Source organism: Leptospira selangorensis, from assembly GCF_004769405.1.
GTDB lineage: Bacteria > Spirochaetota > Leptospiria > Leptospirales > Leptospiraceae > Leptospira_B > Leptospira_B selangorensis.
In genome coordinates this window covers 561,903-574,260 of the sequence record NZ_RQES01000019.1, presented here as the reverse complement: position 1 = coordinate 574,260, position 12,358 = coordinate 561,903, and the positions used below count along the sequence as shown (strand labels likewise).

At 40.0% G+C, this 12,358-nt stretch carries 15 protein-coding genes; 5 read left to right on the top strand and 10 right to left on the bottom strand.

Annotated features, from left to right (window positions below; all coding sequences use genetic code 11):
• Window positions 1-15: 15 nt before the first annotated feature.
• From hslU to EHO58_RS17775, 6 genes are read right to left on the bottom strand one after another with little or no spacing between them, the layout of a single operon-like run.
• A complete protein-coding gene (gene hslU, locus EHO58_RS17800) occupies window positions 16-1,452 on the bottom strand; it encodes an ATP-dependent protease ATPase subunit HslU (protein WP_135680807.1) in 1,437 nt (478 codons plus the stop codon).
• Window positions 1,449-2,006 carry an ATP-dependent protease subunit HslV gene (gene hslV / locus EHO58_RS17795; RefSeq protein WP_423789952.1) on the bottom strand — a complete coding sequence of 186 codons (558 nt, stop codon included), beginning with the start codon at window positions 2,004-2,006 and terminating at the stop codon, window positions 1,449-1,451. The genes hslU and hslV overlap by 4 nt, the downstream gene beginning before the upstream one ends.
• Entirely contained in the window at window positions 1,981-2,934 is a 954-nt protein-coding gene (locus EHO58_RS17790) for a tyrosine recombinase XerC (RefSeq protein ID WP_100724028.1), read from the bottom strand. Before EHO58_RS17790 ends, hslV begins: the two co-directional genes overlap by 26 nt.
• Window positions 2,935-2,983: 49 nt before the next feature.
• Window positions 2,984-3,553, bottom strand: a complete 570-nt coding sequence (pth, locus tag EHO58_RS17785; protein ID WP_135680806.1) for an aminoacyl-tRNA hydrolase — start codon at window positions 3,551-3,553, stop codon at window positions 2,984-2,986.
• Window positions 3,541-5,091, bottom strand: a complete 1,551-nt coding sequence (gene cimA, locus EHO58_RS17780; protein ID WP_135680805.1) for a (R)-citramalate synthase CimA — start codon at window positions 5,089-5,091, stop codon at window positions 3,541-3,543. The genes pth and cimA overlap by 13 nt, the downstream gene beginning before the upstream one ends.
• A complete protein-coding gene (locus tag EHO58_RS17775) occupies window positions 5,091-5,408 on the bottom strand; it encodes a Smr/MutS family protein (RefSeq protein WP_135680804.1) in 318 nt (105 codons plus the stop codon). Before EHO58_RS17775 ends, cimA begins: the two co-directional genes overlap by 1 nt.
• A gap of 125 nt (window positions 5,409-5,533) precedes the next feature.
• Here EHO58_RS17775 and EHO58_RS17770 point away from each other — a divergent pair, with 125 nt between their 5' ends.
• Window positions 5,534-7,075 carry a phosphatase domain-containing protein gene (locus tag EHO58_RS17770; RefSeq protein ID WP_135680803.1) on the top strand — a complete coding sequence of 514 codons (1,542 nt, stop codon included), beginning with the start codon at window positions 5,534-5,536 and terminating at the stop codon, window positions 7,073-7,075.
• Here the strand turns inward: EHO58_RS17770 and EHO58_RS17765 are convergent.
• Entirely contained in the window at window positions 7,072-7,716 is a 645-nt protein-coding gene (locus tag EHO58_RS17765; RefSeq protein WP_135680802.1) for a DedA family protein, read from the bottom strand. The genes EHO58_RS17770 and EHO58_RS17765 overlap by 4 nt on opposite strands.
• 137 nt (window positions 7,717-7,853) lie before the next feature.
• Between EHO58_RS17765 and EHO58_RS17760 the strand changes: the two genes are divergently transcribed.
• The 4 genes from EHO58_RS17760 to EHO58_RS17745 are packed head-to-tail and all read left to right on the top strand — an operon-like array spanning window position 7,854 to window position 10,962.
• Window positions 7,854-8,282 carry a hypothetical protein gene (locus tag EHO58_RS17760; protein WP_244241218.1) on the top strand — a complete coding sequence of 143 codons (429 nt, stop codon included), beginning with the start codon at window positions 7,854-7,856 and terminating at the stop codon, window positions 8,280-8,282.
• Window positions 8,282-9,394 (top strand): AI-2E family transporter, encoded by a 1,113-nt coding sequence (locus EHO58_RS17755; RefSeq protein WP_135627504.1) that lies wholly within the window; start codon window positions 8,282-8,284, stop codon window positions 9,392-9,394. Before EHO58_RS17760 ends, EHO58_RS17755 begins: the two co-directional genes overlap by 1 nt.
• A gap of 6 nt (window positions 9,395-9,400) precedes the next feature.
• Window positions 9,401-10,678, top strand: a complete 1,278-nt coding sequence (gene xseA, locus EHO58_RS17750; protein WP_135680801.1) for an exodeoxyribonuclease VII large subunit — start codon at window positions 9,401-9,403, stop codon at window positions 10,676-10,678.
• Window positions 10,675-10,962, top strand: coding sequence for an exodeoxyribonuclease VII small subunit (locus EHO58_RS17745; RefSeq protein ID WP_135680800.1), 288 nt, complete (start codon window positions 10,675-10,677; stop codon window positions 10,960-10,962). Before xseA ends, EHO58_RS17745 begins: the two co-directional genes overlap by 4 nt.
• Here EHO58_RS17745 and EHO58_RS17740 read toward each other — a convergent pair.
• From EHO58_RS17740 to EHO58_RS17730, 3 genes are all read right to left on the bottom strand, one after another.
• Window positions 10,959-11,399, bottom strand: a complete 441-nt coding sequence (locus tag EHO58_RS17740) for a DUF2752 domain-containing protein (RefSeq protein ID WP_135680799.1) — start codon at window positions 11,397-11,399, stop codon at window positions 10,959-10,961. The genes EHO58_RS17745 and EHO58_RS17740 overlap by 4 nt on opposite strands.
• The gene (locus tag EHO58_RS17735) at window positions 11,371-11,739 is read right to left on the bottom strand and encodes a DUF5684 domain-containing protein (protein WP_100724017.1); all 369 of its coding nucleotides are present in this window, start codon (window positions 11,737-11,739) and stop codon (window positions 11,371-11,373) included. The genes EHO58_RS17740 and EHO58_RS17735 overlap by 29 nt, the downstream gene beginning before the upstream one ends.
• A 113-nt stretch (window positions 11,740-11,852) precedes the next feature.
• Entirely contained in the window at window positions 11,853-12,323 is a 471-nt protein-coding gene (locus tag EHO58_RS17730) for a hypothetical protein (protein WP_244241217.1), read from the bottom strand.
• Window positions 12,324-12,358 lie beyond the last annotated feature (35 nt).

Sequence of the window (12,358 nt, the reverse complement as noted above, 5' to 3'; positions counted from 1 at the left end):
TACACAAAGCTGACTTCAGAGGATATAACGACTTAGGTCTTTATCTTCTACGATCCCTTTGAGTTTGGACTCGACTGCTTTTTGATCTATTGTTAAACTTCTTTGGTTTTCCGGTAGATCCGGGCCTTCGAAGCTAAGATCTTCTAATAGTCTTTCCATGATTGTATTTAATCTACGAGCGCCTATGTTTTCATGTTTTTCGTTCATGTCATAGGCCATCTTAGCGATCTCTTTGATACCATCCGGTGCGAACTCTATTTTGATCCCATCTGTTTCGAGTAATGCTTGGTATTGTTTTACAAGTGAAGATCTGGGAGCTGTTAAGATCTTTTCAAAATCTTCCATGGATAATTTTTCGAGTTCTACTCGGATCGGAAAACGTCCCTGTAATTCTGGGATAAGATCAGAAGGTTTAGACATATGGAATGCACCTGCTGCGATAAACAGAATATGATCTGTTACGATCGGGCCGATCTTTGTATTTACTGTTGCACCTTCTACAATCGGAAGTAAGTCTCTTTGTACTCCTTCTCTAGAGACGTCAGCCCCTGCTCTTCCTTCTCTGCTTGCGATCTTGTCGATCTCGTCTAAGAATACGATGCCCATTTCTTCTACTCGCTTTTGGGCTTCTCTTTGTAACTTGTCAGGATCTAAAAGTTTTTCAGCTTCTGCTTCTTCTAAAATTTTGAGAGCTTCTGGGATCGGTAATTTTCTCTTTTTTTGTTTTTTAGGCATTAGATCGCCCAAAACATTTTGGATATGATTGTCTAGATCTTCCATATTACCAGCACCGAATACTTGTAACATAGGAAGTCCTTGCGGACCTGCTTGTGGAATATCTATCTCTATGATTTGTTCGTTTAATTTTCCAGACTTGAGCTTCTTTCTCATAGTCTCTCTGGTTTCTAAAAATCTTTTCTCTCTTTCTTCGTCCGCTTCGTTTGTGGAGAAGCCGATAGAAGGAGGATGAGGATCTGCGATCGAAGTTTTGGCTGGAAATGGAAGTAGGATATCCAACAGAGCTTCTTCTGCTCTTTCCTTTGCTTTTGCTTCTACTTCTTTTCTGAATTCTTGTTTCACTAGGTTTAAAGAAACCATTGCAAGATCTCTGATAATACTTTCTACATCTCGTCCTACATAACCTACTTCCGTAAATTTTGTACTTTCTACTTTTAAGAAAGGTGCACCGCAAAGTTTGGAAAGTCTTCTTGCGATCTCTGTTTTCCCCACTCCAGTGGGGCCGATCATGATTATGTTTTTAGGATAAATTTCTTCTCTTAATTCCGGATCTAGTTTTCTGCGTCTAGTTCTATTTCTAAGAGCGATCGCCACTGCTTTTTTGGCGTTCTTCTGTCCTATGATATGCTCGTCTAGTTTGGAAACGATTTGTCTGGGAGTGAGTTCATCATCCCCTAATTTAGTTTCATTTGTTTGGGGAAGGAATTCGCTCATTGTCCGATTTCCTCTACAATTATATTATGATTTGTGTATATACAAATATCTGCTGCTATGTTCATGGCTTCTTTTACGATCTGAGAAGGTTCCAAGTTGGTATGATTATACAGAGCTCTTGCTGCGGAGAGTGCATAATTTCCACCAGAACCAATCGCTAAAATTCCATCATCAGGAGAGATCACGTCTCCTGTTCCGGAAACTAAAAAAGATTCGTCCTTATCAGCTACGATTAACATTGCTTCTAATCTTCTGAGAGCTCTATCAGATCTCCATTCTCTTGCAAGTTCGACCGCGGATCTGGAAAGACTTCCTCCGTATTCCTGTACTTTTTTTTCGAATAATTCGAATAATGTAAAAGCGTCGGCTGCGGAACCGGCAAAGCCGGATACAATTTTATCGGAATAAAGTTTACGAACTTTTCTTGCGGTATTCTTCATGACGGTGTTTCCGAAAGAAACTTGTCCGTCACCTGCGATTGCTACTTTTCCGCCTTTGCGAACGCAGAGTATCGTGGTTGCATGAATTTTATTTGGATTTATCGAGTCTTGCATGTGGGTGAGCCTTTCGGTAGACCTCTTTGATCTTTTCCTTACTCACGCTCAGGTAAACCTGGGTGGTGGATAGAGAGGAATGCCCCAAAAGCTCTTGGACTGCGCGGATATCTGCGCCGGCATCGAGTAAGTCCGTTGCGAACGTGTGACGGAATTTATGGGGGGTAATGGGTTTGTCCCATCCCATTCTTTTCCTTCTCTCGTTCAAAATATAACGAACCCCTCTGGTCGTCAGTTTATTTCCCTTTTGATTCAGAAAAATTTCATCAGATCTGGGACGAAATCTAGGACGCACATCTAAGTATTCATTTAGACTTTTGATGGCTTCTTTTCCTAAATATACGTATCTTTCCTTTCTTCTTTTACCAAGCACCTTTAAGATAGTATGATCCGCTGATAATTGTACTAGAGTCGCATCGACTAACTCAAAAACCCTGAGCCCCGATGAATATAAAACTTCTAAGATCGCTTTATCTCTGATATTTAGGATCTCCGACGCGTTTTCATTCTCGTATTCGTAATCTAAGATACTTTCGGTTTCTTCTATCCTGAAATTTTTAGGGACTTGTTTTCTGGTTTTAGGAAAACTAACTGAAAGTATAGGATTTCCCGGAACCAAATTATCTTTTAATAATACTTTATAGAATGTCCTAAGGCTGGAGAGTTTTCTACTTTGGGTTCTTCTATCCAAACCTTGGTTTTTAGAAAGGAACGCAAAATAAGAACGAACATCCACTGATTCTAATTGGTAGATTTCTATCTGTTCTTGTAGGCAAAATTCGAAAAATGATTTCAGGTCTAGGAGATAAGCATTGAGAGTGTTTTGGGAATAATTTTTTTCAACCCTCAGATATTCATAAAAACGAGAAGCGGCAGAATTCAGGATTTCAGAAGGAAATTGGGGAAGTTTGACCGCGTATTCGCTCACAGGTTTCTCCGGATGAAAATCCCCGGAGAAGTTACCTGTCCGGGATAGTTTATTTATCGGAGGCTTTCGAAAAAATGATCTGTCTTTCCCGGACCCAATCTTTTATTTTTTGTTTTGCCTGGTCGAATAATTCGGGTAATTTACTCATTTCTTCCTGGTTAAAATTGGATAGAACATGTCCTGCTGTGAGTGCGCTATCCCCAGGTTTTCCCACTCCGAATCTGAGCCTAAAAAAATCAGGTGAACCTAATTTTTCGGAGATGTCTTTGATCCCATTATGACCGCCATTTCCACCGCTCTGTTTGAATTTGAGTTTGGAAAATGGAAAATCTACTTCGTCATGAATGACTAAAATGTTTTCAGGAGGGATTCCGTTTTTGCGAGATAGTTCTGAGACAGCCTTGCCGGAAAGATTCATATATTCCAAAGGTTTTAGAAAATAGTAAGAAACTCCGTCCCTGTCTAGTTTTCCTTTTGCTTCTTTAGAAGACTGATTCAAGTCTATTCCCCAATCTTTGGCGATATCATCCAAGACCAGAAAGCCAATATTATGACGGTTTCTTTCATATTTTTGGCCTGGATTGCCCAGACCAACGATCATCAGTTTTAAGTTTGCCATGTAGGAAGAATTAAGTTCAGCATTTTTTCCGTAGCTAAAACCGCAGCTACTGTTTGGTCGCAGTGGATTCCCATAGTTTTGAAATTTTCTTCTTCATGATTTTCCTGTGTTTTATTCCAGGTAATCATTGTTTCCACGAGTGCATCCGTTTTTCCACCGGGAGGAATTCGGACCTCATAGTCTACGAGTCTAGGAATAGAAAGGCCGGCTTTGGAAGCTATGCTAGTCAGTGCGGACATGAATGCGTCGTAACCTCCGTCACCTTCTCCTTCTTCAGAATATTTTGTACCATGATATTCTAATTCTACAATTGCTTTCGGGCGGATCCCAATTCCTGAGTTGATCTTACATCCGGTGATCTTGATCGCTTGTACACTTGAATTTCCGGAAACGTCTGCGATGATAAATGGAAGATCTTCCGGTGTGATATTTTTATTTTGATCCCCTAGTTCGATTACCTTTTCTAAAACCTTTTTTTCGATCTCTGGAGAAAGTACAAGACCAAGTTGTTTTAGATTTTCGGAAATGCTTGCTTTTCCTGCAAGTTTACCTAGGGCATAACTTCTTTTTCTGCCGAAACGTTCCGGTAGGATTGGATTTGCGTATAAATTCCCTTTTTTATCTCCGTCTGCATGGACTCCTGCAGTTTGGGTGAATACATCTTCTCCCACTACAGGACGGTTTGCAGAGATCCTTTTTCCGCTGAATACTTCTACCAAGCGGCTTGCTTCAGAGATTGATTTTTCGTCCACATCAGTACATATTCCCACTTTATCATGGAGTGCTGTTATCACTGCTTCGAGTGGAGAGTTTCCTGCTCTTTCTCCCAGGCCATTTACACTAACGTGTAAACCTTTTGCTCCTGCTTTGACTGCGAATAAGCAGTTAGCTACGGAAAGATCGTAATCGTTATGTCCGTGGAACTCAAAATGTAGTTCCGGATGTTTTTGGGTAAGAAGTGAAATTCCTGAGAATGTTTCGTCTGGAGAAAGAACTCCCAGGGTATCAGGTAGGAAAATTTTGCCTAACGGTTCTTTAGAAAGATGAGAAACAAAATCCAAAACATATTCTTTGCTGTTTAGATAGCCATTAGACCAATCTTCTAAATAGATATTTACTTCGAGGCCGTTCTTCTTAGCGTATTGGATGGTTTCGGATACTTCTTCGAAATGTTCTTTTGGAGTTTTTTTGAGTTGTCCTTCTAAATGTTTGAGAGAACCTTTTGTGAGCAGATTTAATGTTTTAGCTCCGGAAGCAAGGATCCAGTCCACACTTTTGTGAGAATCTACGAATCCTAAGATCTCTATCCTTTTTTCCAGGCCTTCGGAAGCGGCCCAGGACATGATCCCTCTCACACTTTCTAATTCTCCCTGAGAGACTCTAGCGGATGCGATCTCTACTCTATCTACTTTCAGATTTTGTAATAGAAATTTTGCGATATTTAGTTTTTCGGAAGCGGAGAAACTTACACCTCTGGTCTGCTCCCCATCTCTGAGAGTTACATCCAGAATTTGGACTTTAGGTTTTGTGTTTCCCATTATTTTAAGTACTTTTTTAGATCTTCAGAGGATGGGCCCATGATCTCCACAAGTGTGGAACCAGGGTTATTTGCCAGGTGAAGTCCCCCATCTTCTAAAATTTTAAGAAAGGAATGCGCTCGGATATAATCGTCGGTCATTTTTTTCAAAACTCCTTCGCCTATCCCGTGTACAACTTCTACCAGGGTTTCCCCTTTCATGAATGCGGCTTGGATTTCCCGATCCAAGAGCCGATATGCCTCTTCATATCTCATTTTACGGATATAAATCGACTTGGGACCTTTCCGGTTCTGATCCGAATGTTTCCCTCTCGCCATTCTAAGACCATCCTAGGCGGACCTTTTCTCTCGAAAACAAAGAAATTGGATTTTTGCTTTCCCTTTAGAAGCCCCATGTTAGAGTTTTCCTTTCCCGAAATGTTAAAAAGGAATCCTGCAAGCTTGTGACGGAAGAAACAGAACGCAAAATTTCCAAGAATACCGAGAAACGTAGGGCCGCAATCTGCGGAGGAACTCTCGGCAGAGAAAACCGTTATTATATCCGAGGCCAGGTAGTGGATATCTCCGTCAGCGAAGAAATGACGGATCCTAAAAAATGGGACCTTCTCACCGGCTTATTCCAAGGACAAGAAAAAGAGATCACTCCATTTTTAGACTACGGACTCGAGTCAGTTCGTAAGCCTATCCTTGTCGCGGAAATTGTAGACCAGTCCGGAAAAATATTACATCGTTCTCCTGAGATCAGAGGAGATGAAAGTGGATTTTTTTTCCATGAGTTTACATTTCCTTTAAGTCCTGGAAATTATACATTTCACATTCATTTCTTAAAACCTGATTCGTACAGACAGTTTGGGAAAGACCTGGCTTATTTAAACACTCCTGGCAAACATGAGTTAGTCTCCCAAAGCCTGATCGGAATGGGGGCTTTGCGTATTTTATCCGAAGAATATACCGGGATCGTAACAACTTCTGATATTGACCAGACCTATCTCGCTACGGATATCCATTCCAATAAGGGAAAAATTTCCACATTATTCGAAACACCTGAGCAGAAATTACCTTTGCCTGGTATGCCTACATTATTCAAAGAACTAAGAGAAGCTACGACTGATTCTCCTCTTTGTTTTATTTCCGCTAGTCCCCATTTTTTCAGAAGGACCCTACTCTCCACATTCAGAACACAAGGTGTAAAAACTGAATCACTTCACTTAAAGTATTTAGAAGGTACCCTGAAAGGAATGGTGGATAAGTTTTGGGACACTCTTTCTCATCCTACTAGATTTTTGACAGAAGGCCTTTGGGGAGCAGTGGAAAGAGTTCGTAAATTTGCCGGATCTTCTTTCCAAAGTTTATTCGATCAGTTGGCGTATAAGCTTACGATCCTTCTAAGGGACAGGATATATCTTCCTACAAACTCCAAGGAAATTTTGCTTGGGGATAATACTGAAAGTGATTATCTGATCTTTATTTTGTACCAGTTCATTCTGACTGGAGCATTACAAGGTAAGGAATTGGAGGATTATCTTTATAAGCTGAACTTTTTAGGAAGAGATGCGATTACACGAGATAATGCAAAACTAATCCGAGAACTTGCAGAAGAAAATCATAGGATCCACGGACATATCAATCCCGTTCAATTGGTTCTAATCAATAAAACGGAACTCGGGCCTCCTTCCGATGAAATGAAATGGAATGTCAGAAGTGCACTTCCTACCGGTTTGGATCCTTGGAAGACGGAAGGAATTGCGCCTTATATTCCTACAGATGGCGCTTTAGGCTTTGCACTTGTAATGGTAGAAAGAGAAATTTTAGATCTTTCTTCCGTTTTAAAAATTTCGGGAGATATGGCAGGACAATGGTTCGAAGGAAAAGTGATAGATCCGAATGTTCTACTGGAGCTTGCAAAAAAATTAGAACTTCCTAAAGAAACAGAATCAATTCATAAGAAGTTTGTAAAAACCCTAAAAGAAGTTTTGGAAGCCTAGGCTTCCTTTCTTCTTTCGAAAAACTTTTTGTAGATTATAAATCCAAGAACTGCGGTCACGAAAAAGCCTGTAAAAATTTTATTATATAGAGCTAAAAATTCCAGGACCTTCTCCCAATGAGATCCTAGATAAAATCCACCGTAGATCAGTATCCCACACCAAATGGTGACTGCTAATGTGAATGCCGAGAAAAATAATAAGGGCCTCATATCCACCATTCCGGCGACTATAGAAACGAAAAATCGTATCCCTGCGGAGAATCTGGAGAAGATCACTACAACCACTCCATTTCTGGAAAACCAATCCAAGGTTTTTTGAATAGATTCTTCGTTGTACAATTCGGATTTAAATGGGAAGTTTTTATTCTTCAACCAATCCAGTAACTTATGGCCGAAAGCATACATGACCCAGGCACCTGCAAGATTTCCCACTAATGTACTTGAGACGAGTTCCCAAAAACTTAAGGCGCCTCTTGCGAGTAAAAACCCACCGAATGCGGTGACAGTATCTCCCGGCCAAGGAGGAAAAACGTTTTCAGTAAAATTGGAAAATGCGAAAAAAAACCAGACCAGGGCGCTTGGCAGACCGGATACCCAATCCAATAGAGTTTGGATATAAAAATCGAATCCGGTGAATTGCATCTAGAAAAGGATTGTCAAGGGGGAAGCGTTAGATTCAACTAAATTTCGTGGAAGGCCGTAGTTTCTCGCAAGTCCTCGGTTCGGTTCTAGTATTTTTACTGATCGGGAATGTTTCTCTTTTTTCTCAGGATACCAAATTGCCCGATTTGATGAGTCCTGATCCTGTAAAAACCAAAAAGGTCAAAGACAGACCTAAAATTTTCAGGCATAACCAACTCACTATAGTGGAAAAGCCGTATAAGGCCCCTTCTTCCATTCCTAGCAATTTTGTTCCGGATGATTCAGAGGTATTGTTTTTTACGGAATTAAAAGCGGACCGCCTCCTGGAAAATAAGGAAGCGGTTGTAGTTTTTAAAACTTCTCTTCCAAAAACTACCATGGAGAGATATTACGAATATCTGATCTCCAGTTTCGGTCATAAAATTTTACAGAGCCAAAAGTCTGAGGAGAAAAGTTTGTATTTGGTGGATGTTCTTAGGCATAAGATACTCGCAATCACCATTCATCCCGAAGAAAAAGGAAGTATCGTAAAATTATTCCAGAAAACCACGAACGGAGGATTTTGATGTCCCCCAAAGAAGGACAGGAAACCAACCGAAAACTTTTCAACTTGATCCTGGGTATATTTTGTATCGGGACAGGACTCCTGCTCTTTGTAGTTTTAAGACCTTATTTTTATTCCGCACTTGTTGCTTTGATCTTATACTTAGCCACTCGCAAACAATACAAACAGTTAAGAAGATTGGTTGGTCCTAAGTTTGAACCATTGGCACCTTGGATCATGATCGGTTCCGTTTGTATGATCGTAATTTTGCCTTCTTATTTTATGATCCGCACTCTGATCGAGGAATCTCTTTCCATTCTGTTTAAGATCAGGATCTCTCTTTCTGAAGATAAGATCATAGATACGATCATGAGCCTGAATATACTCACTGATCTATTCACGGATAATCCATTCTTCTGGGTAAAACTTCCTGAAATTTATGGAGACTTTGCTAAGAACTATATAGATATCCTGAACTTGGACAGCTTATACGCTGTTTTAAGTAATGCTTCTTCTTTTATTCTAGGTTCTATAGATCTTCCCGCCGGGATCATTATGAATCTGTTCTTCTCCCTTTTACTTTTGTTCTTCTTCTACCAAGACGGAAGAAAAATAGAAAGATTCATTTTGGACAATTTACCATTCTCCACAGAGGTAGAAGAACAAGTAGGAAGAAAGATCGCGTCTGCTGTGCAAACTGTATTTAAAGGAAATCTAATCGTTTCCATTATGCAGGGGGCTGGAGTTTATATTCTTCTTCTATTCGCAAAAATTTCCAACCCTTTCTTATATGCGAGTCTTGCAGCCTTTTTCTCTTTGATACCTGTGATTGGAACCTCAGTAGTATGGTTGCCGATCGGACTTTATTTGATGTTCATAGAGAATAATATCATCGGTGCGAGCTTATTTATGGTAATGGGCCTGACCTTGTATATCGTTTTAGAGAATGTCGTAAAACCTAAGATGTTAGATAAAAAACTTAGGATCCATCCTTTGTTGATATTTTTGTCCTTGATTGGAGGAATCCAAGAATTTGGGATCATGGGACTGGTGCTTGGACCGGTTGCTGTCACAATGGTTGTGATTCTTTGGGACTTCTGGAAATTATACAGAAAAGATTTTTTCGCCAGTTAATTTCGGATGGAAGAAACAAAAACATATTCCGTTTCGGAAATCAATTCAATCGTTAAACAACTTCTGACCGGTCCGGATATTCTTAGAAATATCTGGATCCAAGGAGAGATCTCTAATTATTCGAAGTCTCACCAAGGTCATATTTATTTTAACTTAAAAGATGCAAAGTCTCTAATCGCTTGTACTTTTTTCTCTTATAGTAATGGAAGATATAAGGGAAAACCTTTGGAAAACGGTATGGAGATCAAGGCGTTCGGTGCTATCTCTGTCTACGAACCTAGGGGCCAATACAATTTAAATATTTCTAAAATAGAAGAGCTGGGACAAGGAGACCTTCTACTACAGATAGAAGAGCTGAAAAGAAAACTTGCTGCCCAAGGTGTTTTTGATCCGGAAAGAAAAAGAAAACTTCCAACATTTCCCTGGAGGATCGGCGTTGCTACTTCTCCCACCGGAGCTGCGATCGAAGACATTATCCGTATTTCTAAACAAAGATTTCCGAATATAGATATTCTGATCTCTCCTTGTCTTGTACAAGGAGATGGGGCTCCAGATTCTATTGTTTCTGCAATCAAAGAGTTAAATGATTCTCGTTGGGATGTGGATCTGATCATTGCCGGTAGAGGTGGTGGAAGTACAGAAGACCTAATGGCATTTAACGATGAGAAAGTAGTTCTCGCATTTGCACAGAGTCGTGTTCCTATTATTTCCGCGGTCGGTCACCAGATAGATTCAGTTCTTTCTGATTTGGCGGCTGACCATTTTGCACCTACTCCTACAGCCGCGGCAGAAATGGCTGTGCCGGAAATGGAACTTATAGAATCAGGACTTGCTGAATTTGAAGTAAGGCTTAAGACTGCTTTAAAAAACCAGGCAAATAATCTGAGAGAAAAGTTTCGTATACTCACGAATAAAAAAGCATTCTTAGATCCTAGATCCATGTTGAATGATCGTATTCTACAATTGGATGAGATCAATTCCAGGATACATTTATTGGGCAAAAATTATCTAATGAGCGCCCAAAACAAATTTAGTCCTGTATCGACTGGATTGATTACTTCTTTTAAATCCCAGCTGGAAAGAAAGAAGAAGGAGTTCCAACTACTCTCCGGAAAACTGGAAGGTTTTTCTCCATTAGGGACCTTGAAAAGAGGATATTCCGTGGTAAGGAAGAAAGGAAAAAAAGTCGTTACATCTCCAGCACAATTGGAGAAAGAGGAAGAACTAGAAGTCATATTGGCGGAAGGTAGGATTCGGGTTTCTTACCAAGGTGAAATACAATGAGCAAAAAAACAGAAATCAGTTTTGAACAGGCTTTAACCGAATTGGAGCAGATCGCTGAAAATTTGGAAAGAGGACAATTGACCCTAGAAGAATCCATTAAATCTTATGAAAGAGGAATGGAACTTAGAACTCTTTGCCAATCTATCCTTGCAGAAGCGGAAGGAAAAATTGAATATCTTTCCAAATCAGGAAATGGAGAAACTCAGAAAAAAACCGCGAGTCCTAAGTCTGAAACTTCCTCCAGAGCGGCTACTCCTCCGGCAGATGATGATGAGTTGTTTTAGTAGAAATGTTTGATATAGTACCAAACAAAAATAGAGATAATTCCTAAATACGCGAATACTTCAGTAAAACGATTTTCTAAAATTTTTCTCCATACTTGTTTGCCTAGATTCCATCGGATGATAAAACCGGAAATTCCTAAAATGGAGATCGGGATTCCGAATGGATGATATTCCCAAGACTGTAAAAAATCCCCTCTAAAAAAACAGATCACTGATCTTGTTAGTCCACAACCTGGACAATCCCAGCCTGTTAAATGTTTCCACCAACAGATCGTAAACCAATGTTCCGATTCTGTGTCCAATGGTATCAGAAAGGAAATCGAAATGGTGAGGGTTAAAAAAGCGATTAAGGAAAATAAAATGGAAACCGGACCCGAACCAGGCCCGGTTTCTAATATTAGGGATTTATTAAGCTGATTTCGCAGCTGGTCCCACATATTTTGAATCAGAGAATGCTAATATTGGATATCCAATTCCGAAAATGAAAAGTACCGCATAACCTGCAGTTTTACCGAATGATTTAGCCAAATCGATAGCAACAAGAATGCTGATAATGATACCAACGCAAGGGACAAAAAATAGGATAAACCACCAACCAGGTCTTCCAACGATTTCCATTAATACATAAAGGTTATAAATCGGAATGATCCCTGCCCAACCGGGTCTGCCTGCTTTTTCGAAAATTTTCCAGAAGGAAAATAGGAATACTCCGAGGATCGCAATATAAACGATCGCGGTTATAACTAAACCGATTCCTGAACCTGAACTTTCTTCCATTCGTTTTGCTCCAAAAATAGAATCTGAGGAAGTATATTTTTAATTTCAGGAAAGCAAGAAGAAAATTTACGAAATTTTTAATTTCCTAAATAGATCGAATGGTTTAACCGAGATCACTGGACCGACAAAGTAATTGTTCCTGCGTCCGTGACGGGGATGACCAAACAACGAGTGGAACCGTTTGTAGTACTTATTCCGGAATAGGATTCGGTCCCTATATTCTCACTTCTAACTTCTACCTGACTAAAATCCGTTGGGATCAACACAGAGTTTTCTGTCCCGATCCACAAGTCGGCTTCCCCACTTGTAAAACTAACGTTAAAGGTATTTGTTGCGCCATTTCCGGTAAAAGAATAGAAATAATAGTAATAACTTGCCCCGGAGAATGTCGCGGTTCCACCTGTAACTATAGTAGGAACTGCAGAGTCTGCGCATCCTCCAGTCGGGACAGGAGTGAAACTCGCTCCATAAGCCGAGTATAATAGGCTAGCGGCAGTATCGTCCGTAGAAGTTGTATCTCCGTTATTGGAACATGCAAGTGTCAATAACAGAAATAAGGAAGGAGTGAAAGTTTTAAGGTTCAATAAAAGCCTCAAGGAAATAAGCTCTTTCTATCTTA

What these genes read in the sequence shown, in the direction of transcription:
- EHO58_RS17755 (WP_135627504.1), top strand. Translation starts at nt 8,282, where the DNA reads ATGTCCCCCAAAGAAGGACAGGAAACCAACCGAAAACTTTTCAACTTG.
- hslV (WP_423789952.1), bottom strand. Translation starts at nt 2,006, where the DNA reads ATGCAAGACTCGATAAATCCAAATAAAATTCATGCAACCACGATACTC.
- cimA (WP_135680805.1), bottom strand. Translation starts at nt 5,091, where the DNA reads ATGGGAAACACAAAACCTAAAGTCCAAATTCTGGATGTAACTCTCAGA.
- xseA (WP_135680801.1), top strand. Translation starts at nt 9,401, where the DNA reads ATGGAAGAAACAAAAACATATTCCGTTTCGGAAATCAATTCAATCGTT.
- EHO58_RS17740 (WP_135680799.1), bottom strand. Translation starts at nt 11,399, where the DNA reads ATGTGGGACCAGCTGCGAAATCAGCTTAATAAATCCCTAATATTAGAA.
- EHO58_RS17735 (WP_100724017.1), bottom strand. Translation starts at nt 11,739, where the DNA reads ATGGAAGAAAGTTCAGGTTCAGGAATCGGTTTAGTTATAACCGCGATC.
- EHO58_RS17765 (WP_135680802.1), bottom strand. Translation starts at nt 7,716, where the DNA reads ATGCAATTCACCGGATTCGATTTTTATATCCAAACTCTATTGGATTGG.
- pth (WP_135680806.1), bottom strand. Translation starts at nt 3,553, where the DNA reads ATGGCAAACTTAAAACTGATGATCGTTGGTCTGGGCAATCCAGGCCAA.
- EHO58_RS17745 (WP_135680800.1), top strand. Translation starts at nt 10,675, where the DNA reads ATGAGCAAAAAAACAGAAATCAGTTTTGAACAGGCTTTAACCGAATTG.
- EHO58_RS17775 (WP_135680804.1), bottom strand. Translation starts at nt 5,408, where the DNA reads ATGGCGAGAGGGAAACATTCGGATCAGAACCGGAAAGGTCCCAAGTCG.
- hslU (WP_135680807.1), bottom strand. Translation starts at nt 1,452, where the DNA reads ATGAGCGAATTCCTTCCCCAAACAAATGAAACTAAATTAGGGGATGAT.